Consider the following 22,526-nt stretch of genomic DNA (forward strand, 5'->3'; position numbering starts at 1 on the left):
GCTACTTGTGAAAATTGATTAAAAAAAATATAATCAAAAATTCTGTATTAAACTTCGTTAGGCGGAGGAATAAATATGGAAGCCGTTACATTACCGTGTTTAGATAAATTCTCCGATAAAATAGCGGTTGAAAATAATTCTGGGGGAAGGATTACATCTGAAAAATTATCCAAATAAAAAAAAGTCTTAATTTCCTTATGAGCATGTTCTTCTTCAGAAACAGTGTAGAAAATTGAAATATCAGCGGTTTTCTCAATCACAGTAACAATTGTTGGTGTGGCAAGAAACGCTATAAATATAATTAAGAATATTTTAGATATCATTTTCATCATGGCAAAAATAGAATATTAGTTTATAAAAAAAACATCCAATATCCTAAATTTCAAAAAAAATTAACGCTCAAAAAAAAACCAGTATAAAATCAATTGATTTCATCTGGTTTTCAATTTATTACAAACTTTCTTCTAGCCATGCCTGCATCATCCAAATTGTTTTTTCTTGTTCTGAAATAAAATCACTCATCATCGAATTTGTTCCTTCATCATTAATTTCTCCCGATTTTTTTAGAATTTCTCTTTCTATTTTTAATAAATGGGACAAAGAAGTGACAATTAAATGAACTGCTTTTTCATCGTTAGAAATATTTTTACCTACAACTAACTGATTATTATTTATATAATCTTCAAAAGTATGAAGCGGTGTTCCACCCACTGTAAGAACCCTTTCAGCAATCAAATCAATCTTAATTTGGGTATCGGTGTATAATTCTTCGAATTTTACATGCAAATCAAAAAAACGTTTTCCTCTAATATTCCAATGAATTCCTCTTAAATTTTGATAATAAACTTGGAAATTTGACAATAGAACATTTAATTCATTTACTATTAATTCTGATTCTTTTACGGGTAATCCTAAAATATTTGTTTTCATGATATTTATTTTATACAAATCTAGGTAAGAAAACGCGACTTTACACTATATGTCAAATTGATTGTTTTTATATTTGCATCAGATATTATTATAAAAGATGACTATTACTCAATTAAAATATGTTTTGGCTGTGGCCGAACACAAAAATTTCACACTTGCTGCCGAAAAATGTTTTGTAACCCAACCAACATTAAGCATGCAAATTCAGAAAATTGAAGAAGAATTAAGTATTCAGATATTTGACAGAACCAAAAAACCGATTCAACTGACTGATATTGGTCAAAAAATAGTCAATCAAGCCAAAAATATTGTCAATGAAGCCGATCGTATCCAAGATATCGTGGAGCAACAGAAAGGATTTATTGGCGGTGAATTCAGATTGGGAATAATTCCAACGATTATGCCTACGCTTTTGCCGATGTTTTTGAATAATTTTATAAAAAAATACCCAAAAGTAAAACTCATCATTGAAGAGCTCAATACCGATGAAATAATAACAAAACTAAATAATGGTCATCTTGACGCAGCGATTGCCGCAACTCCTTTGCTGGAAGAGAAAATCAAAGAAATCGTATTATATTTTGAACCATTTGTAGCTTATATTCCGGAAAGTCACCATCATTTTCAAAAGGAAGAAATAGAAGTTTCCGATCTAAACTTAGATGAAATCCTGTTGTTACAAGACGGACATTGTTTTCGTGACGGAATATTGAATTTGTGTAAAAACAACACTGTTAAAAGTGAAACGAATCACTTTCAAATAGAAAGTGGCAGTTTTGAAACGTTAATAAAATTAGCCGACGAAGGTTTAGGAACAACATTGCTTCCGTATTTACACACCTTGGATTTAAAAGAAACTGACAAATTAAAATTACGACATTTTAAGGAACCAAAACCGGCCAGAGAAGTTAGCCTTATATTCCCTAAAAGCGAATTGAAAATCCAGATAATTGAAGCTCTTAGGAGCACAATTGCCGGCGTCATAAAAGGAGCTATTGTTTTTCAGAACGTACAAATTATAAGTTCCATACATAAAAAATAAAAAAAAGAACCCGTTTTTTGAGGGGTCACTGAAAAATTGCCAATAAACAAAAAGGCTTAAACTTTAAATCAGTTTAAGCCTTTCTCTTTGTTATATTTTTGAATTAAACCTTTTCAATCTCAATTAAGCGATTCTAAGTGCGTTTATTTCATTTTTTCATCATAATTTTGTTTCCATTTTTTCAATGAGGACTTTTTCAGCGCCCCCGTTTTTTACGGTTTCTTTTTTTATGAATTTACTATAAGTAAACATTGTTTCAGCTCTGGTTTTCCTATGGTATAACTCAATAACCATTCTCGTAATTGTTCCATTTCATAAGGCAACAACATTTTGATGGCTTTTTCTAACTCTTTGCAAAAAAGCAACGGATCAAAACTTACTCTTTCTAAGACAGATTTTGTATAATCATACATGATTTTCGACATAGTAAATGAAGATTTTAAGTTAGATTTTTATAATAAAGTTAGGTAAAAATACAGCAATTTTAATTATACCATAATTATTTAACTTACTTTTTAGTTTTTTATTTTAGATAAAAAAAAGTAAATGAAAAATAAATAATTGAAAACAAACACTTTAACTATTTAAGTTGGTTTTTCAGAGCTCGAAACATTTCTCTTTTTCCTGGTGGCCCTGCAAGCTTCTCAACAGTAAAACCTACTTCGATCATGCTCCGTTTAACCACACCTCTTGCAGCGTAGGTAACCAGCACTCCATTTTGTTTGAGCGCTTTAAACATTTTTTCAAAAATTGCCGTACTCCATAATTCAGGTTGCACTCTGTAGCCAAAAGCATCGAAATAAATCAAATCAAATTTATTTTCATCATTAATTTCTTCAAAGAATTGTTTCCTTTTAGTCAATGAAAAATCATCATTCAAAACAATTTTTTCTTCCCAATTGCCTTCATGCATCTTATCGAAAATCGCACTTTCCTGAGTTGCGTCTAATTCGGTTACATAATTCATCTTTAAAACTTCATCAGCTGAAATTGGATAGGCTTCTACTCCAACATAATCAATAGTTTGCTGCATTTTTTTGGCTTCCAATAGCGTAATAAAAGCGTTCAAACCAGTGCCAAATCCTATTTCCAAGATAGTAACTTTTTGGTTTTGAAATAAGGAAAGACCATTTTTTATAAAAACATGTTGTGCTTCCTGAATAGCCCCGTGTTTCGAATGATAACATTCGTCCCATTCTGCTATGTGGATGGTTGTTGAACCATCAAGTGTCTGGATTATTTCTCTTTTCAAAATTATATGCTTAATTTGTACTAATTTAAAATTCTAATGTTTGTCAAAATTAATGAAAACTATTGCGCTTACTGCTCAAAAAGCACTATTTATTATGTTATCGAGAGAATTAAACTTATTTATTTTTGATTTTTTAAAACGTAAATAAATCTTGCTGAAAGAATATAATTAATATTATTTTGATAAGTAATTTGCTGATTTTTATTTAATTTTGCAAAAATTAAACGCCAATTTGTGTAAACCAGATTCTTTTAAGTTTTAACTCATCACTTTAAAAAAATTAAAAAACAATACATTACTATGAGTACAACTCAAACTAACAAAATTGAAATTACGAAATCTTCTACTTCAAAAATAAACGAGGTAGATTTTGACAACTTAAGCTTTGGTTCCGTTTTTACGGATCATTTATTTGAATGTGATTTTAAAAACGGGGAATGGCAACAACCAGTCATTAAGCCTTATGCTCCTTTTTTGTTAGACCCATCAACAAGAGTTTTTCATTATGGCCAAGCTATTTTTGAAGGGATGAAAGCCTATAGAGACAGCACTGATGCTATTTGGCTTTTTAGACCTGATGAAAATTACAATCGTTTCAATAAATCAGCAGTGAGAATGGCTATGCCAGAAGTTCCAGAAGAAATTTTCATGAATGGTCTAAAGCAACTTTTACAATTAGACAAAGCGTGGATCAAAAAAGGAAAAGGAAATGCCATGTATATCAGACCGTTTATGATTGCAACTGGGACTGGCGTAATTGCAAATCCATCAAATGATTATAAATTCATGATTATTTTATCTCCTGTATCTTCTTATTATTCGGGTGATGTAAAAGTATTAATAGCTGAACATTTCAGTAGAGCTGCCAATGGAGGAATTGGGGCTGCAAAAGCGGCCGGAAATTACGCTGCACAGTTCTACCCTACTGAGTTAGCGAATAAGGAAGGTTTCCAACAAGTAATTTGGACCGATGATGCAACTCATACCAAACTGGAAGAAGCAGGAACGATGAATGTTTTTTTTAGAATAAATGACACATTACTAACGGCTCCGGTAAGTGAAAGAATTCTTGATGGTGTAACGAGAAAAACACTAATCGATTTGGCTAAAAGTGAAGGTATTGATGTAGAGATTCGTCCCGTATTGGTTTCTGAACTTGTTGAAGCTTCAAAAAACGGAACTTTAAAAGAGATTTTTGGTGCTGGAACAGCTGCTGTAGTTAGTCCAATTTCTGGTTTCTCTTATCAGGATGTTTATTATGAATTGCCAAAAATCGAAAAAACTGTGGCAATACAATTAAAAGATAAGTTGACTAATATCCAAAATAAACTGGAAGAAGATACTTTTGGGTGGACTGTTAAAGTTTAATTCAATATTTCATAATTTTAAAAAAGCGATTTTCACTCTGAAAATCGCTTTTTTGTTTTCTATTATTTTGGCTGGATTTAGTTTGCTAAAACGCTAATTAAGTATTCTCAAATATTTTAGAAAAATCTGGTTTAAAATAATTTGGACCTTTCATTACTTTTCCATCTTCCCGATATATAGGTTTTCCTTCTTCATCTAATTTACTCATATTACTCCGTTGGATTTCATCGAAAACGGCCTCTATTTTATGTTGTAAACCATGTTCGATAATAGTTCCGCATAAAATGTACATCATGTCACCCAATGCATCCACAATTTCTATTAAATCATTGTTTTTGACTGCTTCAAGATATTCTTCGTTTTCCTCTTTCATTAAATTATAGCGGAGTTCATGCTTACTTTCTCCTAAATTAGCGGTGGGAACTTCACTGTGACCTATTTTAAAAGCAGTGTGAAATTCTTTGACTGAGTTTATCTGTTTTTGCATCTTTTTATTTTATTAAATGAAAAGGCAAATTAGCAACTATTTCTAAACTATTAACTAAATTTGCCTAAAATAATTTAAACTATGTTTAGTCAAGGTCAATTAGTGTTTGCAGGCTTATTTTTTGTTGCATTTATTATTGCTGCAATTTATTCTTACCGAAAAGATATAAAAATACATCAAGAGTTTTACAAAGGCAATTACAAAATTCTGATAGGATTTGGAATTTTCATTGGAATTTTATTTTTGATAAAAGTGTTTTTCAAACGTTAGTTTTTTTAAAATAAAGAAATGATGTCCACTCTTAAGTGGACTTTTTTATTTCTCTACTATTTCATCATTCCAAATCAAATTCCTCACTCCTGCTTTGTAATTCTATATTAAATATTAGTTATACTCATTTCGCTTTATCACCAAAATTCGTTTCAGAAAATTAACTTTTTTGGCTACGATTTTTGATATAAAAATGACAATATATTTATTTAACACTTTCTGCTACTTGTAAATTAAATCTTTAACTTTACAGAAATTAATAAACCCGTGTATTATGAGGATTTTAAAATATTTATTTCTTTTACTGCTGCTTAGTTTTGTGGCTTTATCTATTTTTGTTGCCACTCAAAAAGGAGATTTTATTGTAGAAAGAAGTCAAATCATAAATTCTCCAAAATCCAATGTGTTTAATTTTGTCAATGATTACAGAAACTGGGAAGATTTTGGCTCTTGGATTACAGAAGATCCAGAAATGAAAATAAATTATCCTGGCGAAACAATCGGACCCGGAGCATCGTATTCATGGGAAGGAAAAGATGGAACAGGTGATATGACAACTCTTTTTGTAAAAGAAAACGATAGTATAGCTCAGAAAATGAATTATGGCGGTACGGAATCTTCGGTTTTTTGGAAATTTAAAGATACGGTTGGCGGCACAAAAGTAACTTGGAAAACCATCGGAAAAATGAGTTTTTCTACGAAAGTCTACACTGCATTCAACGGTGGAATTAACTACATTATTGGCAAAATGTATGAAAAAAGCTTGATTAATCTTGACAAAACTCTTGATTTTGAACTCAATACACACACTGTAAAAGTGGATGGATTAGCAAAAAAAGCAGGTACTTTTTACTTAAAACAAACCTTTACCAGTAAAATTTCTAGTATTACTAAAAATTCCAGAATCGTATTTTACAAAATCATTACATTCTGTAAACAAAATAATGTTGAAATAAATGGCAAACCGTTTATAATTTATCACACTTACGATTTAGCAAACGGATTGACCAAATTATCGTTTTGTGTACCAATAAAAAGTCAAATATTAACGAGTTCGGGAAGTGATATTTTAGCGGATAAGTTAGAACCTTTTGATGGAGTCAAAACAACTTTGACAGGCGATTATTCCCATATTAAAAAAGCATTGGATAAAACCAAAGAATACATAAACGCTAATAGAATTGCGGTAGATCCTGTATTTTCACATTTAGAAATTTTTACAAAAAGCCGATCCGAAATTAAGAATCCTTCGAAATGGGTCACTGAAATTTACTATCCTATTAAACCAAAAGCAATTCCTGTGAATTCTTATATACCACCTGTCATCAAGAAAGTGGAAGCTGTAAAAACACCGGAACCGGTTATCATTAAAGAAGAAGAGCAATCCGAATTTTAAAATTGTATAACGACGATTAAACCTTTTTTATAAATTCTATTCTAACATTAAAATAAAAATTTTGCAAGAAGAACAGGAATTTATAAAACGATTGTTAAACCCTAAAACGCAAAACCAAGCGTTTCAGCGTTTGATATCGGATTATCAAAGACCCCTTTACAATCACGTTCGTAACATCGTTTTGAACCACGATGATACTGATGATGTTCTGCAAAATACTTTTATTAAAATATTTCGACATTTGAAAAATTTCAATGGGGACAGCAAAATCTTTTCATGGATGTACCGTATCGCGACCAATGAAGCCTTAACTTTTTTGAAACAAAAATCAAAATTAAGTGGTATTTCATCTGAAACATTGCAAAATAAAACACTCGATAATCTAGAAGCCGACGTATTTTTTGACGGTAATGAAATTCAATTAAAATTACAAAAAGCGATTGCATTGTTGCCAGAAAAACAACAGCTGATTTTTAAAATGAAATATTTTGAAGAACTCAAGTATGAAGAAATTTCGGAAATTTTGGGAACTTCAGTGGGAGGATTAAAAGCATCCTATCACATTGCAGTAAAAAAAATAGAAACTTATGTATCGACCAATTAAACCTTTTTGCAATAATCATGTCTAAGAAATATGAAAACATTTAAATTAGAAAACGAGCCTAAAATTGAAACCGGATTTAAAACACCGGATGATTATTTTGAAAATTTTTCGGTCAAAATGATCGAACAATTACCTGCGGGTGAACCAAAAATAATTTACATTTTTCAAAAAAGAAAAAATATAATACTGATGGTTGCAGCAGTTTTAGTAATTGCCTTGATGATTCCAAATTTAAATTATACAACCGCCAGTTCCCAAGCATTGGATAGAATTGCACTGGAAAATTACATTAATTATCAATCGAATGTAAACCAATATGACTTGATGCGTGTTTTGGAAACCAAGGATATTACTAACATGAATACGAGTATTGTTTTAGAAGATGAAACTATAGAAGACGTTTTATCAGCCAATTCAAATTTGGAAAATCTAATTTTAGAATAAATAACAAATATCCTTTAAGCTAAAATTTTAAAAATACACAAAATGAACTTTAAAAAATTATTACCACTATTATTGCTGTTTGTTTCAGTCAGCTTTTACGCTCAAGGTGAAAGTATGCAAGAAAAAAAAGAGAAAATAAAAACGTTAAAGGTCGCTTTTTTTACGACAGAACTAGACTTAACAACAAATGAAGCAGAGAAATTCTGGGCTATCTACAACACTTTTGATGATAAACAATTTGAATTGAGACATCAAAAAATGAGAGCTTTTATGAAAAGAATGAGTGACGGTTCATTAGATAAAATAACCGAAAAAGAAGCTAATAATTTTTTAGTTCAAATGGAAGATACCGAAGAGGAATTATTTTTACTTCGAAAAAAATTCACTCAAAATTTAAAAAAAATACTGCCTTCGATAAAAATTATTAAACTCCGAAAAGCAGAGGAAGATTTCAATAGAAAATTATTACATCAATACCGTAATAAAGGCCACAACAAATAATCATTTTTTTATTTTCTTAGTTTAAAAAAATACCCTAAGTACCTTATTAATTGGGAGCTTAGGTTTTTTTTTACTTAAAATTAATGCGAATCATTTTATTTTGTCCCGCTGCAATAGCGGTTTTTTCATCTGTAAAGCGAATTGTGTTCAGAGTTGAATCGGTTGACAGTTGTTTCCATGAAACACCGCTGTCAGAAGAATAATGAATTCCTGAAAAACCAACAGCAACAAGACCTTTACCGTTAGTTTTAGGAACATATTGTACGCAAGAAGCATATCCGAAACCTTGATTTTCAGCTCTAAGCGTCCACGTTTTTCCACCATCTGCTGTAATGGCTTTATTGGAGAAGTTCTGATTTCTGTTTTCGTAATCACCTCCAGCTACAAATCCGTTATTTGCATCATAAAAATCAGCCGTGAAAATTCCGGTCATCGTTTTTCCTTGCACAATAGGAGTATTATAAACAGTCCAGTTATTTCCTCTATTGGAAGAATAAAAAACCCTCGATTTTTTTCCACCGGAAACAATCCATGTATTATTTTCTCTGATGACAATATTAGTATTGCTTGCTGCAAAAGCGGCTTCGCCATCCATCACTTTTGGCAATTTATTACACGGAATTTTATTCCATGAATTTCCTCCGTCGCGTGTCGTAATGATGTTAAGACAATCAGCGATTGGATCTCCCATGGCAATACCTTCTTTATCATCCCAAAATTGCATGCTATCGTAAAAGACTTTCTCATGATTTTCTTGGTACACTACTTTTGTTTCCTTTCCGTCTTTTGAAATTTGGTGTAACAGCGCCGGATTTGCAACATTTAAAATAAATATATGCTTCGCTGTTTGGGCAATGCTTCTGAATTCAAGTTTTAAAGAGTCCTTAGTAATAGTGTTCTCCAATTTTTGACTGGTATCCAAATTATGAAAACCATATCTTCCTTTATCTGCAGCATACCAAATTTTATTTTTATCAATTAGAATCGCTCTGATACTTATTTTATCTTGAAAAAGCGTATCAATTATAACAGATTGAAAACTAATTCTATTTAAATTTCCCAACTTATAATCAGCTGTTTTACAAGACACCAGAACAATTACAACCAATATAATTAAAAAAATATTTTTCATTTTCATACATTTTAGGGCTAATTTACAATTAATAATCAAAACACAAATAGAGACTAAAATTAATTGGCATAATAATTGGATCTTGAAGAAAAGGGAAAACTTAATCCAATTAATTATGAAAACGAAATTACTATTATTGAGTCTATTGACCTCTGTTTTCGCAACACAAACACAAGCGCAAGATAGAACATCAGTAAATGCCATGAATGCCGAAATCAGCGATAATCTTGATCTAAGAGCTGTTGCTTCTATTTTTGGGGATTCTAGAGACCTACAGGATTTTGAAAGACGCTTAAATGATCCTGAACTTCAAATATCAAATTTAGATTTAAACAACGACAATCAGGTCGACTATTTACGGGTTATTGAAACCGTAGAAAATAGAACGCATTTAATCATTATTCAATCTGTCCTTGATGATGATTTCTACCAAGATGTTGCTACAATTGATGTTGAAAAAGACAGAAACAATAAAATTCACGTTCAAGTGGTTGGAGATGTTTTCATGTATGGTGAAAATTATATTTATGAACCCGAGTATTATACTACTCCTTCAATATATGCTTCATTCTGGTCACCTAATTATCGTCCTTATTATTCTACTTGGAATTGGGGATATTATCCTTCCTATTATTATGCATGGAATCCATTCCCTGTATTCCGTTATCGAAATAACATTAATATCAGTCTGAACATCAATAACAATTACAATTATGTTAATAACAGAAGAAGTGATCGTGCTGTAGTTTTGCACAATTCAAGACGTTCTAATGGTTACGAAAGACAAAACCCGAATTATTCCTTTTCAAGAAGAAATGTTAATGTAACAAACCGTTATGAATTAGATCAGAGAAGAGCTTCCAGAAACGAAGTTGGTTACTCAAACAGAAGAACTGAAACTCAAAGAGACAATTCGCAAAACAGAATGAACACTTCAAGAGGAGGAGTTTCAGCACAAAGGTCAGGTTCGTCTAGAGATTATTCACAAAACAGAACTAATTCTTCTACTCAGGAAATGCCACAAAGAGGAAATTCTCAAAGAGATTATTCTCAAAACAGAACCAATCCTTCTACCCAAGCATCGCCAGAAAGAGGAAATTCTCAAAGAGAGTATACTCAAAACAGAACTAATTCTTCTACTCAGGGAACGCCACAAAGAGGAAATTCTCAAAGAGATTACTCTCAAAATAGAACTAATTCTTCTACTCAGGGAACGTCACAAAGAGGAAATCATCAAAGAGATTACTCTCAAAACAGAACCAATCCTTCTACTCAGGCAACGCCACAAAGAGGAAATTCTCAAAGAGATTACTCTCAAAATAGAACTAATTCTTCTACTCAGGGAACGCCACAAAGAGGAAATCATCAAAGAGATTACTCTCAAAACAGAACCAGTCCTTCTACTCAGGCATCTTCAGAAAGAGGAAATTCTCAAAGAGAAGAATCACAAGGCAGAACCAGTCCTTCTAGTCAAGCTGAACCACAAAGAGGAGAATCACAAAGAGGAGAATCACAAAGAAGAGAGTCACAAAGCAGAGGCAATTCTTCCAGAAATGACAACGGAAGATCTTAAAAAACGGTATCAGAAAACTAAAAAAACACGGCTCATTTAGCCGTGTTTTTTTTATGAAATAAAAAGCGCTAATTTATTATAAAAGTGTAAATTTGAACCAGTTTTTTAAAAATTATACATGAGCACAGCGCACAAGGACTTGCATAGCAAATTGACATTAGGAGGTTTATTAATTTCATTGGGAATAATTTATGGCGATATAGGAACTTCGCCTTTATACGTAATGAAAGCTATACTTGGGGATCATATCATTAATGCAGATATTGTTTTAGGAGGCGTTTCAGCAGTTTTTTGGACACTAACTTTACAGACCACCATAAAGTACGTCATCATTACTTTAAGTGCTGACAATAATGGCGAGGGTGGAATCTTTGCTTTATATGCTTTAGTCAAAAAAACAAAAATTAAATGGCTGATTGTCCCCGCAATAATCGGTGGAAGTGCCTTACTCGCTGACGGGATTATAACACCTCCAATTTCCGTATCGTCTGCAATAGAGGGGATTAAAACATTTTATCCACAAATAAATACAATCCCAATTGTAATAGGTATTTTATTTGTGTTGTTTACTATTCAGCAATTTGGAAGCAAATTAGTCGGTAAATTTTTTGCACCTATGATGCTGATTTGGTTTAGTATGCTTGCTGTTTTGGGAATCACACAGATTTCTCAACATGCTGAGGTTTTTAAAGCAATCAACCCATATTATGCTTATCATTTGTTGACGATTCATCCGGAAGGCTTTTTTGTTTTAGGGTTTGTATTTCTTTGTACAACAGGAGCTGAAGCATTATATTCGGATATGGGACATTGTGGCAGAAAAAACATTAGAATCAGCTGGATTTTTGTAAAAACTGCTTTAGTACTTAATTATTTTGGTCAAGCAGCTTATTTAATTCAGCATGAGGGGGAAACGTTACAAAGTTTAGGTGGAGAAAACGGAAATCCTTTTTACCTAATAATGCCAGACTGGTTTCAACCTATCGGAATTGTCATCGCTACACTTGCTGCTGTAATTGCGTCACAAGCATTAATTAGCGGATCTTTTACTTTGATAAATGAAGCGATGCGATTGAATTTCTGGCCAAAAGTTAAAATTAAATATCCTACCGAATTGAAAGGTCAGTTGTACATTCCATCGATTAACTGGTTATTGTTTATCGGTTGTGTTGGGATAGTTTTGCACTTTGAAGAATCCAGTAATATGGAACATGCTTACGGTCTGGCCATTATCTTGTGCATGATTATGACCACTATTTTACTAAATTTTTATCTGATAATGAAAAGAGTAAAATTATATTTCATTATACCATTAATTACCATTTATTTAATAATTGAATTAAGTTTTCTGGTAGCCAATATTACTAAGTTCGCTGAAGGTGGATATGTAACGCTTTTAATAGCAATCGCCTTAATTAGTATAATGACCATTTGGTATTTAGCCAAGCAAATTAATAAAAGCTACACTAAAATTGTTAAAATTGAGGATTACAAAAAAGTGCTTGGTGAATTAAGTACTGATTTATCGATACCGAAATATGCAACGCATTTAGTTTACATGACCAATGCAGGAAGAGTGGATGAGATCGAAGAAAAAGTAATGTATTCCATTTTACAAAAAAGACCAAAAAGAGCTGATATTTATTGGTTTGTTCATGTTAATATATTAACCGAACCTTACAAAACCGAATATAAAGTAACCGAAATAGTGAAAGATGATTTGTACCGTGTAGACTTCAATTTAGGCTTTAGAGAACCTACTAAAATCAACCTGATGTTTAAGGAAGTTATTAAGGATATGGTCCAAAAAGGAGAAGTTGATATTACCAGCCGTTACGAATCTTTGAACAAAAATAACATCATTGGTGATTTCAAATTTGTATTATCTGAAAAGTTTCTTTCTAATGACAGTGACTTGAGATGGCATGAAAAAATAATTATGAACTCTTATTTCTTGATTAAAAAACTAAGTTTATCCGAAGAAAGAGCTTTTGGTTTAGATAGCAGTTCTGTTAAAATCGAAAAGTTTCCAATGGTGCTTCACGCTCCCGAGAAGATAGCATTAACAAGGGTAAAATAAACCTTTTTCATTTCAGAATTTAGAAAAACACTGTTTTAAAGGCAGTGTTTTTTTATGGAAAAAAATTAAAAAAATAACATTCATTATTTAAAATATAACATTCAATCAATTAATAGTACCTTTGCACCTCAATTATCTAAAATGAGATTACACAGAAATTTAGTTTACACAACAATAGACGCCTTAAATGCCATTTTTAACGAAGGCGAATATGCTGATAAAGTTGTAGCAAGATCCTTAAAAAAAGACAAACGTTGGGGAAGTTCTGACAGAAAGTTTGTTGCCGAAACCATCTACGAAATTGTACGTTGGAAAAGATTATACGCAGAAATAGCCGAAGTAAAAGAGCCATTTGACCGCGACAATCTTTGGAGAATGTTTTCTGTTTGGGCAGTATTAAGAGGTTATCCTATTCCGGATTGGCGTCAACTGGAAGGAACTCCAGAACGAAAAATAAAAGGGCGTTTTGACGAACTTTCAAAAGTTAGAGCTTTAAAAGAATCTATTCCGGACTGGATGGATGAATTGGGCGTAAAAGAATTAGGCGAGAAAGTTTGGGCTACCGAAATCACAGCTCAAAACCAGCCAGCTAAAGTAATCTTAAGGGTAAATACTCTTAAGACAACAAGAGAAGCGTTGCGTGCTATTTTGATGGATTTAAACATTGAAACAGAAACGCTGAAGAATCAGCCTGACGCTTTAGTGTTAAAAGAAAGAGCTAATGTTTTCTTGACTGATGCTTTCAAACAAGGTTTCTTTGAAGTTCAGGATGCCAACTCACAATTAGTTGCTGCTTTCCTTGATGTAAAACCAGGAATGCGTGTGGTTGATACCTGCGCTGGCGCTGGCGGAAAAACGCTTCACATTGCTTCTTTAATGGAAAACAAAGGACAGTTAATCGCTATGGATTTGTATGAAAGCAAATTAAAGCAATTAAAGATCAGAGCCAAAAGAGACGGTGCTTTCAATATTGAATACCGCATTATTGAGTCGACAAAAATCATAAAAAAATTACATGAAAAAGCAGACCGTGTTTTGATTGACGCACCATGTAGCGGTTTAGGAGTTTTGAAAAGAAATCCTGACGCCAAATGGAAATTGAAACCGGAATTCATTGACAACATCCGTAAAGTACAATCGGAAGTTTTAGAAAGCTATTCTAAAATTGTAAAACCGGGAGGAAAATTAGTGTACGCTACTTGTTCTATTTTACCATCCGAGAATCAAGAACAAATTGCTCGTTTTTTGACTACAGATATTGGCAAACATTTCAATTTTATAAAAGACCAAAAAATCTTGGCTTCAGAGTCAGGTTTCGATGGATTTTATATGGCTCTTTTAGAACGCAAAGATGAAGTCAAAAAGGTTCAGTTACAAGAAGAAACTAAAATATAAACATATATAACTAAGAGTACAGAAGCTGTCCCATAAAGACAGCTTTTTATTATTACAAACATGTTATAATTCGAAATCCTTTTTACAATTAATTTATTTTTTTATTTTAAGATTTTCTACAGCTTTTATTTTGAGTTTTTGATTTCAACAATATGGCGCTATTTTATTCATTTTAAAAATATTGACCTCGGATGGGATAACCTTAATAAGTAACCTCTTAATTTATAAAATAGTGTTTTTTCGATACCCACTTTTTTGTTAATCTTTTGACGTGAATTTACTCATTTTTGTCACAAAGGGCAAAGTAAAATAATCTTTCTGTTTTAACATAGATTTGTTGCACTAAAATTATTTTGAATTTTGGAGGAATAGATTAGCATAATGGGCTGAAACTGCTTCCCAAGTGTATATTTTATTAGCCACATTTTTCATATCCTTAGCAACCACATTTAACTCTTCTTGATTAATATTTGATAATATTTTTAATAATTCATTTTTATTTGCAAAATACTTGGCTTTGTTTGCTGTAGTTTCCACATTATAATTTACACCATAAGTTATAATAGGCAACTCTAGATACATTGCTTCCACTAATGAAGGATTAGTTCCTCCTGCACTATGACCATGGACATAAACATAACAATTACTTCTGATTTGGTTTAATAAATTTTGATCATAAATGGGATCTAATAAATAGATGTTTTCAAAATTATTGAATTTCAATTTCATTTCTTTACCATAATTACTGTTGTTCCAATTCCCAATAACAACAATATTTAAACTTGGATGTTCTGAAAAGGAATGCAATATTAAATAGATGTTATTTTCTGGTTCTATTCTACAAACTTTAAATGCGTATTTTTTAGCCAAGAAAGGATATTGAGATACAACATTGGAACTTAATGCTTCTTTCTTTGTGTGATTAGCACCATATGCAATTAATTCACTATTAATATTATAAAAATATTTTACATACTCTTGGATTACTTTATTGTCTGCAACAACACTGTCAGCATAGGTTACTGCTATTTTTTCAGAATATTTTAAAAACATTTTAGCTGCTCTCCCCCATTTTGCACGTTTCCATTCTAACCCATCGATATTAACAATAATTAATTTATTAGATATCAATTTAATAAAGGGCAAAACGATACAACCCGAGACTCCCAATATTAACAGTACATCTGCATAAAATAAGGCATTGAAAATGGAAATTATATCATACAAAATACTTTGAACACCATTTGCATTTAATGGAATATATTTTAAATTGGCATTATTATACCTTTTTAACTTTTTAGAATAAAAAACACTACTACAATAAACAGTAACATCAAATGAATTGGTTAAGTGCTTCGTTAAATATTCAGCAAGAGTTTCAAAGCCACCATATTTAGCAGGAAGACCAACAATACCAATGATGGCTATTTTTTTTTGTATCATACTGAAATTACTTTTTCAAGCATTATTTTAGCGCTTTCTTCCCAAGAATATTTCCCTTTGATAGTTGATTGTATTGCGCTTAAATCTATACTTTTTCTATTTTGTGTCATCTGATTAATGATTTTAACAAATTCCTCGTAATTATTTGGATCAAAAAAATAGGGATTAAAAAAATCAAAATCAGCCATTGCGGTAGTATTAGAGCAAACAACAGGTGTACATAATGCTCCAGCTTCTAATGGAGGAATACCAAATCCCTCAGCTTTAGAAGGATAGACAAAAAATTCTGCTGCATTTAAAAAATTCTTCAAATCTAAATCATTAACTTTTTCAAACCAGAAAATAGATTTTTTAATTTCTTTTCTTAAACTACTTATATTGTCAAAAAGTCCACTATGCAATGTATTGTCTCCAATTAAGACGAGAGCAAACCCTTTTTTCCAAAGTTTTTCCTTCACAAAAGCTGTAACTAGTAAATTTTGATTTTTTCTTGGTTCTATACGGCTTACATATAGTATAAAATTTTGGACGGCATATCGATCACTGATATATATTTTTGACTCATTTTTTGAGGTTTTAAAATGAAAATAATCATCTGAAACAGCATTTGGCGTAATTATTATTTTATTTGTTTTAATATTAAATTGTTTGGCAATTTTTTGTTTGGAATAATCTGAGACAGTCAATAAATAATCACAACGTTTAGCACTTAAAAAAAATAATATGTTGCGTTGCAATCGATAGAAAAAAGAAAAATCATTTGAAAAATCATTAAAAAGAATATCATGAATTGTAACGATATATTTGCAGTTTCTATTTTTAACAAAAGGAATAACATACTGAAAATGAGCATGAGTGAAACCTAATTCATTGATTATTTTAGGTATTTCTATAAAAATCCTACAAAAACTTCTTGTCGAAGAATACTGAATGTATCTTACATTAGGATGATTTCCAAAATATTCCTTAATATTTTCAATTTTATTTGCACCAAAATACAAGGTGATATTAGGGTTTAAAAATAAAATCTTTAAATACAATTCTTTAACATAAGTCAATGTACCTTGAAATTCCCCGTCAAATATATGTGCATCAACAAAAATTTTATAGTTTTTCATACATATACTTATTTTAAAAAATTTACGACAGGCATCCTGTTACTTCTTTTCACTCAAATATAATTTTATTTTTCTGACGAAATAACTTTCAATTTTCCATACTTCAAATAACGATTTTAATAAAAAGATTTTTGAGTTGCTAGACTTAAGATATGCTTTATGAAAATAAATTTTACTTTTGAAAGCATATTTGTGCATATTAATAAAACTCAAATGATTTGAAATAGTTTGTGACGATAAATGATTATAATTTAAGTTACATAAAAGGTAATTGTTAAGTCCCAATCTTTTAACTTTGATACCTATAATAGATTCTTCCATATACAAAAAAGTGTTTTCATCTAATAGTCCTATATCAAAAAATACTTTTTTAACACCCATAAAAAAAGAACCCGCTAAACAATCAACAGGCTTGGGTTTTGAAAGATGGTCAGTGTTATAGATTTGCCTCCCCCTGTAGAAGTCTTCATTACGAAAGAAAAAATCTAATGTGAATAGTGAGCCTTTTAAATCATCTATAAATCTGGGGATTTTCCATGCTGACATCTTTGATATCTTTCCATTATCATGCATTAAAGGAGCGATAAAAGCTGGTTTCTTTAATTTTTTATATTCTTTAGCCATTTTAAATAATAATAATGTGTCTTTTATCATAATATCATTATTGCTAATTACAATAAAATCCGTCTTCTTTTTTTTTAAATAATGCAAACCAAAATTATTGCCATATGCATAACCTCCATTCCTTGCGCTAAGAATTACTTCAATATTTTTAATTTCTAAAAATGTATCTTTTAATATATCATATGATTTATTGGATGAGCAATTGTCAACTATTAGAATATTTAAATCTATTTTTTCTTGTTTTTGGAGATACATAACACAATTGATAGTATCTAAATATGATTCAAAATTCAAGATTATTACATCAATGGAGGTTAATTTATTTACTTTTTTCATTCAATAGTGTTTTGTTTAAGAAACTGTTTTAATATCACTATAAATTAACTTATTGGGTGTAGCTATTCAAAACGTAAGTTCAAGTGTTTTTTAGTGGAGTGAAGCAAAACACCAAATGTCTTAAGAACCGTTTTTAATCAAATTTTTCTTGTTCTCGTCATAATTTTTTTCCCGAGGATTCGGGAGAAAATCACTAAAATTGACTAGAATTAATCATTAAAAAAATTATAACCAACGGATTAAATTAATTCAAAATAGCTCTTGCAATAAAGAAATTCTAGCCTTAAAAAGTTATAAAAAAAAAGTTCTATAAATTAAAAATAATATAATTATCATTTAAATGCTAAACTCTTAATTACTTTCACTCTTGTTATTTGAAAACTTTGTTAATATAAGTATTTCTCTCATTTTCTTACCCCACAAGTCCCAATTTAATTCATTTTCAAATTTCTTGCGGGCGTTTAAAGCTAAATTACTTAATTGCACTCGATCATCTAAAAGCGATTGAATAGTAGCTGCATAATCATGTGGCGTAGCTGTAAACGGTAAAGTATAACCGTTTACACCACTTTCAATAATTGAACTTACTCCGCCGGTATCTGTAGTTATAACCGGTATTCCAAAAGCATTAGCTTCGCAAAACACTATAGGGGTACAATCAGCACGGGTAGGAACAAATAAAAGATGTGTATTGTATAAAATATTTAGTAAAATATCATATTCTTCCGGTTTGTTCTTATCAAGAAATGGCACTATTTTAATTTTATCATCATTTTTTAATAAAATAGGAATACAACCACATATTGTTAAAGTTACATCATATCCTCTACTAATTAACAGATTGAATGTTTCTACTACAATTTCTCCACCTTTTCTTTGCCAATCCACTCCCAAAAAAAGAAAATTTATGGTACTATCGAATTGTTTGTTTAAACTTGCTTTTTGCGGAGTAAAATCTAGATTGGCCCCAAATTTCACTGTAAAAACAGAATTTTTATCAACTTTATAATTATTAATTACATATTCAGCTGCCCAAGTGGAAGAATAAACATGAGTAACAGACTTTTTCAGTGCGTATTTTTCAATTAAATTACCCTCTTTACAAGAAAAATCGGAAATATTTGAAAAATAATCATAATAATTATTTAATTGTCCAAAAGAGCTATCCGATAAATAACATATTGGTATCGATGACTCCAAATAGGCGATTTCCGTGGCTGCTACTGGAGCAAAAATTACATCAATTTTTTTATTTTCGAGTTTTTTTTTTATTTGAGAAGCATAAAATTTACTTAGTACCAAACTGTGGGACCTATCATGTTTTTTAAAAAAAAAAACCTGATTTATCACAGTGTTTATTAAAAGCAATAATTTTATTGTTAAATTGTACTTTATAGGCGCAATTAAATAAACTTCATCAACTTCTTTCAATAAAGATTCATACATCTTAAAATGCGTTCCGGACCAACTTCTTTTATCTTTCGGATTTTTTGCGGTTAGGTATCCAACTGTAAGTTTTTCTTTCATATTGTTGGCGAATATTAATTTAACTTTATAATTTTTCCTCTCAATGTTTTCATTTTAAGTGTAGCGCCAACTATAATTAGTAGCAACACAGGCGTTGTTGTTGTAAAAATTCCATGAACTACAAAAGTTAGAAGCAAGACTGTGAATACAGCTGCCTGTAAAAGCATGGTTGTTAATTTTTCTAGTTTACTAAAACTGAGTACAGAAACTTTTAAGGCGACTTTTAAAAGTTTAAATAAAAAAAGAAAGAAAAAAAATAACCCAAGTAATCCGGTTTTTAATAATACTGTAATAAAACCATTATGGAACATAGGTAAAACATCTAATGAATCCATTTCACCATTAAAAATCCAATTTGGAGTATAAACAACAGTACCGAAGCCCTGGCCAATTAATATCTCAATAAAATTACCTTCACTGAATTTTGTTAGCCCTAAAAATGCTTCATATCCACGCCAATTTTGACTTATTTCAAATGATGTTTCATAATCCTGAACAAGAATTTCATTGAAAGAATGATTTATTTTTGATTGAAATGTATCTTCTTCTACTGCACTGGATTCAACTTTTATGAAAAAGCCTCCAAAAATAATTAATACTACTACAAATACTGTTAGCCAGTAGATTTTTAAAATATAAATAGATTTGGTTATTAAAGGAATTAAAATCATTACTAATAATAAAAAATAATCTGTTCTGGAAAATGATATCGCAACTGAGAACAGAGAAATACCCATCATCAACCATTCTTGAAAATTTTCAAATAATTTAAATTTACATATTCTTGCATAAAACAATATTGTAAATGCTAACAATGCTGTTGCATTTGATAAACTATACTCATATCTTGTTTCTAGACCTAGTTGGGTCAATAATGCTGGATTTAAAACTAACTCTATCAATTTATAAATAGTGATTACAAGTGAACTTATTACAACAATTCGTATTAGCTCTCTAAAATCAATTATGTTTTTAGACATGTAAAATCCGATAATTATAAATATTGGAGCTTGAATAAAGTACATTATATCTCTTGAAAAATAATACAAATCATATTCTGCTAAATGGACTATCCCAACTAAAAATCCTGTAAAAATAATCATCTTTAAAAAAAATATATATTTTAATCCAAGCGAAGCATTTACTGATCTATTAAGTTCAAGATGAATCAATAAAGGAATTGATAAAAAAACTACAGCTTGGTCCCAAGCTGTTTGGGAAAGAACCAATAGCAGAGCAGTATACCATAAAGTCAAATCTTTTTTATTTGATTTTCGAAATCTTTTCATGATTTATTTATAAAATGTAAATACTTTTATATTGTTTCTTTGAATAACTATTGCGGCATAAATTGTTATGGTAAACTCGCAAATTAGTAAAGATATAGCTGCCCCAACAGTAGAGAGTTTGAATACAAAAAGTAAAATTCCTAAGACAAACAAATTTAAAATTGCACCCGTCATGTAAATTCTAGAAAAATATTTATCCATTTTAAAAGGTAACAATACAACATTAAATAGTATTGAAGCAATGGGCAGTATTATTATAAGTGGGGATAAAATTCTAAAAATTAATATTGAATGATTTACATTTTGACTAAACAACAAATGAAATAATGGTTCTGCAAAAATGAATCCGATTATCCATATAAAAACTGAAATTAAAATCGTAAAATTTAAAATTCTTCTCAAAAAAATTACAGTATCTTCGAATGAATTTTTTGCTAATTGAATAATATGAGGATAAATTGTTTGAGTAAAGGGAGAAAATATGGCTACAATTATTCTCAAAGCTTTTTCTGCAATTGCATAATAACCAACCATAGTTGTATTAGTTACCAATCCTAAAACAACTGTAGTTGTAGTTGTGTATAAATTAGTAGAGATTGTAGAAATAAAAATATAATATCCGTCTATCAGATGTCTCCAGACATTTATACTTTTTTGGATTTTAAAAGGAATATTAAAATTTACATTTATTATAATTATTGAAATGATACCTACAAAAATATATCCTGCAGAATTTAATAATGGGACTAATAAATAATCACTTGGAGATTTTACAAATACAAAAATCGAAATTGTAAAAATAGCTTTTGAACTTACAGACAGAATTGTGATGTATTTCATCTTTTCCATTCCTTGAAAAAACCACGTCGGAAATAACATTGTTCCTATGACCATACCAAAGGTTAAAAAATATAACTCCCAGTGAATTGAAAATTTTTCAAAACTAAAAACTATAATTGCCATTACAACAAAACAGATTATTACTAATATAAAACGAACTGTCATAATTGAATTATAAGCTGTCGTTAATTCTTCGATATTATTCTTGGTTAATGATATTTCTCTGGTTCCGGAAAAATTAAATCCATATTCAGCTATAATAGAAAAATAGCTAATAAATGCTTGTGCAAAAATAACAAGTCCGTAAATTTCTATTCCAAGAGTTCTAACCATATAAGGAAATGTAATTAACGGTAATATTAAATTAGCAGCATGTAAAAATGATAATGATATAAAATTAGAATATAATTTTTTGTCTTCCGCTCTCTTAAATTTTTTCATCATTATCTAATGTCTTTAATTATAAATTCAAAAAAAAAGATTTCTTAACTAAAGTTTTTTTGATAAAATCACCTGATTTTTTAAACTTAAATTATATTTAAACAATGCCTTAAAGAAATTATTTAATATTTCAAAATATGCTGGAAATTATTTTAACTAAAAACTTAAAATGTCCGATCTATATTATTAAGTTGAGTGGATAAGTGAAATTGAATACTATTATTATTTAAACAAACATAACAAATCCAACCATCGCTATTAATAAAAATGCAATAGCTATAATAAATATAATACCTAATTTATTTTTAGAAAAAATCATCTAGATTAGCTATTTAAGAATGGATATGCAAATAAAACCCGCAGTATTAGTTAAGCAACATTTTTAAAATTATTTTTCTGTTTCCAGAATTCTTCTATTGTTTTGTAATCTAAGG

At 30.1% G+C, this 22,526-nt stretch carries 21 protein-coding genes; 9 read left to right on the forward strand and 12 right to left on the reverse strand.

From position 1 onward, the window contains the following. Positions 1 to 47 precede the first annotated feature (47 nt). Positions 48 to 323 carry a hypothetical protein gene (locus tag BMZ76_RS14930; protein ID WP_244281835.1) on the reverse strand — a complete coding sequence of 92 codons (276 nt, stop codon included), beginning with the start codon at positions 321 to 323 and terminating at the stop codon, positions 48 to 50. Positions 324 to 450: 127 nt separating this feature from the next. Continuing rightward, on the reverse strand, positions 451 to 930 hold the full coding sequence (locus BMZ76_RS14935) for a Dps family protein (RefSeq protein ID WP_091208829.1): 480 nt from the start codon (positions 928 to 930) through the stop codon (positions 451 to 453). A 97-nt stretch (positions 931 to 1,027) separates the two neighbouring features. Here BMZ76_RS14935 and BMZ76_RS14940 point away from each other — a divergent pair, with 97 nt between their 5' ends. Continuing rightward, positions 1,028 to 1,972, forward strand: a complete 945-nt coding sequence (locus BMZ76_RS14940) for a LysR substrate-binding domain-containing protein (RefSeq protein WP_091208833.1) — start codon at positions 1,028 to 1,030, stop codon at positions 1,970 to 1,972. A gap of 227 nt (positions 1,973 to 2,199) precedes the next feature. Here BMZ76_RS14940 and BMZ76_RS14945 read toward each other — a convergent pair whose 3' ends face one another. After that, entirely contained in the window at positions 2,200 to 2,397 is a 198-nt protein-coding gene (locus tag BMZ76_RS14945) for a hypothetical protein (protein WP_091208837.1), read from the reverse strand. 155 nt (positions 2,398 to 2,552) lie between these two features. Further along, complete coding sequence (mnmD, locus tag BMZ76_RS14950; RefSeq protein WP_091208840.1) at positions 2,553 to 3,224, reverse strand: tRNA (5-methylaminomethyl-2-thiouridine)(34)-methyltransferase MnmC2; 672 nt, start codon at positions 3,222 to 3,224, stop codon at positions 2,553 to 2,555. A 300-nt stretch (positions 3,225 to 3,524) separates the two neighbouring features. On the opposite strand from mnmD, the gene BMZ76_RS14955 reads away from it, so the two are divergent. Further along, positions 3,525 to 4,592 (forward strand): branched-chain amino acid aminotransferase, encoded by a 1,068-nt coding sequence (locus BMZ76_RS14955; RefSeq protein ID WP_091208845.1) that lies wholly within the window; start codon positions 3,525 to 3,527, stop codon positions 4,590 to 4,592. 97 nt (positions 4,593 to 4,689) lie between these two features. Here the strand turns inward: BMZ76_RS14955 and BMZ76_RS14960 are convergent, their stop codons facing one another. Then, entirely contained in the window at positions 4,690 to 5,079 is a 390-nt protein-coding gene (locus BMZ76_RS14960; RefSeq protein ID WP_091208848.1) for a pyrophosphohydrolase domain-containing protein, read from the reverse strand. A 544-nt stretch (positions 5,080 to 5,623) separates the two neighbouring features. On the opposite strand from BMZ76_RS14960, the gene BMZ76_RS14970 reads away from it, so the two are divergent. The 4 genes from BMZ76_RS14970 (at position 5,624) to BMZ76_RS14985 (ending at position 8,294) form a co-directional block, all read left to right on the forward strand. Continuing rightward, the gene (locus BMZ76_RS14970; protein WP_091208854.1) at positions 5,624 to 6,745 is read left to right on the forward strand and encodes an SRPBCC family protein; all 1,122 of its coding nucleotides are present in this window, start codon (positions 5,624 to 5,626) and stop codon (positions 6,743 to 6,745) included. Between the two features lie 61 nt (positions 6,746 to 6,806). Next, on the forward strand, positions 6,807 to 7,349 hold the full coding sequence (locus BMZ76_RS14975) for an RNA polymerase sigma factor (RefSeq protein WP_091208859.1): 543 nt from the start codon (positions 6,807 to 6,809) through the stop codon (positions 7,347 to 7,349). Between the two features lie 30 nt (positions 7,350 to 7,379). Then, positions 7,380 to 7,793, forward strand: a complete 414-nt coding sequence (locus tag BMZ76_RS14980) for a hypothetical protein (protein ID WP_091208862.1) — start codon at positions 7,380 to 7,382, stop codon at positions 7,791 to 7,793. Between the two features lie 42 nt (positions 7,794 to 7,835). Then, positions 7,836 to 8,294 carry a sensor of ECF-type sigma factor gene (locus BMZ76_RS14985; protein WP_091208866.1) on the forward strand — a complete coding sequence of 153 codons (459 nt, stop codon included), beginning with the start codon at positions 7,836 to 7,838 and terminating at the stop codon, positions 8,292 to 8,294. A gap of 70 nt (positions 8,295 to 8,364) precedes the next feature. Here BMZ76_RS14985 and BMZ76_RS14990 read toward each other — a convergent pair whose 3' ends face one another. Further along, positions 8,365 to 9,426, reverse strand: a complete 1,062-nt coding sequence (locus BMZ76_RS14990; RefSeq protein WP_091208905.1) for a WD40/YVTN/BNR-like repeat-containing protein — start codon at positions 9,424 to 9,426, stop codon at positions 8,365 to 8,367. A 115-nt stretch (positions 9,427 to 9,541) separates the two neighbouring features. On the opposite strand from BMZ76_RS14990, the gene BMZ76_RS14995 reads away from it, so the two are divergent. From BMZ76_RS14995 to BMZ76_RS15005, 3 genes are all read left to right on the forward strand, one after another. Then, the gene (locus BMZ76_RS14995) at positions 9,542 to 10,999 is read left to right on the forward strand and encodes a hypothetical protein (RefSeq protein ID WP_091208870.1); all 1,458 of its coding nucleotides are present in this window, start codon (positions 9,542 to 9,544) and stop codon (positions 10,997 to 10,999) included. A gap of 118 nt (positions 11,000 to 11,117) precedes the next feature. Further along, positions 11,118 to 13,079: a KUP/HAK/KT family potassium transporter gene (locus tag BMZ76_RS15000; protein ID WP_091208874.1), complete on the forward strand. Its 1,962-nt coding sequence runs from the start codon at positions 11,118 to 11,120 to the stop codon at positions 13,077 to 13,079. Positions 13,080 to 13,220: 141 nt separating this feature from the next. Beyond that, on the forward strand, positions 13,221 to 14,474 hold the full coding sequence (locus BMZ76_RS15005) for an RsmB/NOP family class I SAM-dependent RNA methyltransferase (protein ID WP_091208877.1): 1,254 nt from the start codon (positions 13,221 to 13,223) through the stop codon (positions 14,472 to 14,474). Between the two features lie 348 nt (positions 14,475 to 14,822). On the opposite strand, the gene BMZ76_RS15010 is transcribed toward BMZ76_RS15005, so the two are convergent. The 6 genes from BMZ76_RS15010 to BMZ76_RS15035 form a co-directional block, all read right to left on the reverse strand. Beyond that, positions 14,823 to 15,917, reverse strand: a complete 1,095-nt coding sequence (locus tag BMZ76_RS15010; RefSeq protein WP_091208881.1) for a DUF1972 domain-containing protein — start codon at positions 15,915 to 15,917, stop codon at positions 14,823 to 14,825. Beyond that, positions 15,914 to 17,035: a glycosyltransferase family 4 protein gene (locus BMZ76_RS15015; protein WP_091208886.1), complete on the reverse strand. Its 1,122-nt coding sequence runs from the start codon at positions 17,033 to 17,035 to the stop codon at positions 15,914 to 15,916. The genes BMZ76_RS15010 and BMZ76_RS15015 overlap by 4 nt, the downstream gene beginning before the upstream one ends. 39 nt (positions 17,036 to 17,074) lie before the next feature. Further along, positions 17,075 to 17,995 carry a glycosyltransferase gene (locus tag BMZ76_RS15020; protein ID WP_091208888.1) on the reverse strand — a complete coding sequence of 307 codons (921 nt, stop codon included), beginning with the start codon at positions 17,993 to 17,995 and terminating at the stop codon, positions 17,075 to 17,077. A gap of 351 nt (positions 17,996 to 18,346) precedes the next feature. Continuing rightward, the gene (locus BMZ76_RS15025; protein ID WP_091208891.1) at positions 18,347 to 19,522 is read right to left on the reverse strand and encodes a glycosyltransferase family 4 protein; all 1,176 of its coding nucleotides are present in this window, start codon (positions 19,520 to 19,522) and stop codon (positions 18,347 to 18,349) included. 14 nt (positions 19,523 to 19,536) lie between these two features. Then, on the reverse strand, positions 19,537 to 20,811 hold the full coding sequence (locus BMZ76_RS15030) for an O-antigen ligase family protein (RefSeq protein WP_091208894.1): 1,275 nt from the start codon (positions 20,809 to 20,811) through the stop codon (positions 19,537 to 19,539). A gap of 3 nt (positions 20,812 to 20,814) precedes the next feature. Beyond that, positions 20,815 to 22,095 carry an oligosaccharide flippase family protein gene (locus tag BMZ76_RS15035; RefSeq protein WP_091208898.1) on the reverse strand — a complete coding sequence of 427 codons (1,281 nt, stop codon included), beginning with the start codon at positions 22,093 to 22,095 and terminating at the stop codon, positions 20,815 to 20,817. Positions 22,096 to 22,526: the final 431 nt, after the last annotated feature.

The organism is Flavobacterium xueshanense, from assembly GCF_900112975.1.
Lineage (GTDB): Bacteria > Bacteroidota > Bacteroidia > Flavobacteriales > Flavobacteriaceae > Flavobacterium > Flavobacterium xueshanense.

Excerpts from the sequence above, each read along its gene's own strand:
- BMZ76_RS14930 (WP_244281835.1), bottom strand. The coding sequence starts at position 323 with ATGATATCTAAAATATTCTTAATTATATTTATAGCGTTTCTTGCCACA.
- BMZ76_RS14935 (WP_091208829.1), bottom strand. The coding sequence starts at position 930 with ATGAAAACAAATATTTTAGGATTACCCGTAAAAGAATCAGAATTAATA.
- BMZ76_RS14940 (WP_091208833.1), top strand. The coding sequence starts at position 1,028 with ATGACTATTACTCAATTAAAATATGTTTTGGCTGTGGCCGAACACAAA.
- BMZ76_RS14945 (WP_091208837.1), bottom strand. The coding sequence starts at position 2,397 with ATGTCGAAAATCATGTATGATTATACAAAATCTGTCTTAGAAAGAGTA.
- BMZ76_RS14955 (WP_091208845.1), top strand. The coding sequence starts at position 3,525 with ATGAGTACAACTCAAACTAACAAAATTGAAATTACGAAATCTTCTACT.
- BMZ76_RS14960 (WP_091208848.1), bottom strand. The coding sequence starts at position 5,079 with ATGCAAAAACAGATAAACTCAGTCAAAGAATTTCACACTGCTTTTAAA.
- BMZ76_RS14970 (WP_091208854.1), top strand. The coding sequence starts at position 5,624 with ATGAGGATTTTAAAATATTTATTTCTTTTACTGCTGCTTAGTTTTGTG.
- BMZ76_RS14980 (WP_091208862.1), top strand. The coding sequence starts at position 7,380 with ATGAAAACATTTAAATTAGAAAACGAGCCTAAAATTGAAACCGGATTT.
- BMZ76_RS14985 (WP_091208866.1), top strand. The coding sequence starts at position 7,836 with ATGAACTTTAAAAAATTATTACCACTATTATTGCTGTTTGTTTCAGTC.
- BMZ76_RS14990 (WP_091208905.1), bottom strand. The coding sequence starts at position 9,426 with ATGAAAAATATTTTTTTAATTATATTGGTTGTAATTGTTCTGGTGTCT.
- BMZ76_RS14995 (WP_091208870.1), top strand. The coding sequence starts at position 9,542 with ATGAAAACGAAATTACTATTATTGAGTCTATTGACCTCTGTTTTCGCA.
- BMZ76_RS15000 (WP_091208874.1), top strand. The coding sequence starts at position 11,118 with ATGAGCACAGCGCACAAGGACTTGCATAGCAAATTGACATTAGGAGGT.
- BMZ76_RS15005 (WP_091208877.1), top strand. The coding sequence starts at position 13,221 with ATGAGATTACACAGAAATTTAGTTTACACAACAATAGACGCCTTAAAT.
- BMZ76_RS15010 (WP_091208881.1), bottom strand. The coding sequence starts at position 15,917 with ATGATACAAAAAAAAATAGCCATCATTGGTATTGTTGGTCTTCCTGCT.
- BMZ76_RS15015 (WP_091208886.1), bottom strand. The coding sequence starts at position 17,035 with ATGAAAAACTATAAAATTTTTGTTGATGCACATATATTTGACGGGGAA.
- BMZ76_RS15020 (WP_091208888.1), bottom strand. The coding sequence starts at position 17,995 with ATGAAAAAAGTAAATAAATTAACCTCCATTGATGTAATAATCTTGAAT.
- BMZ76_RS15025 (WP_091208891.1), bottom strand. The coding sequence starts at position 19,522 with ATGAAAGAAAAACTTACAGTTGGATACCTAACCGCAAAAAATCCGAAA.
- BMZ76_RS15030 (WP_091208894.1), bottom strand. The coding sequence starts at position 20,811 with ATGAAAAGATTTCGAAAATCAAATAAAAAAGATTTGACTTTATGGTAT.
- BMZ76_RS15035 (WP_091208898.1), bottom strand. The coding sequence starts at position 22,095 with ATGATGAAAAAATTTAAGAGAGCGGAAGACAAAAAATTATATTCTAAT.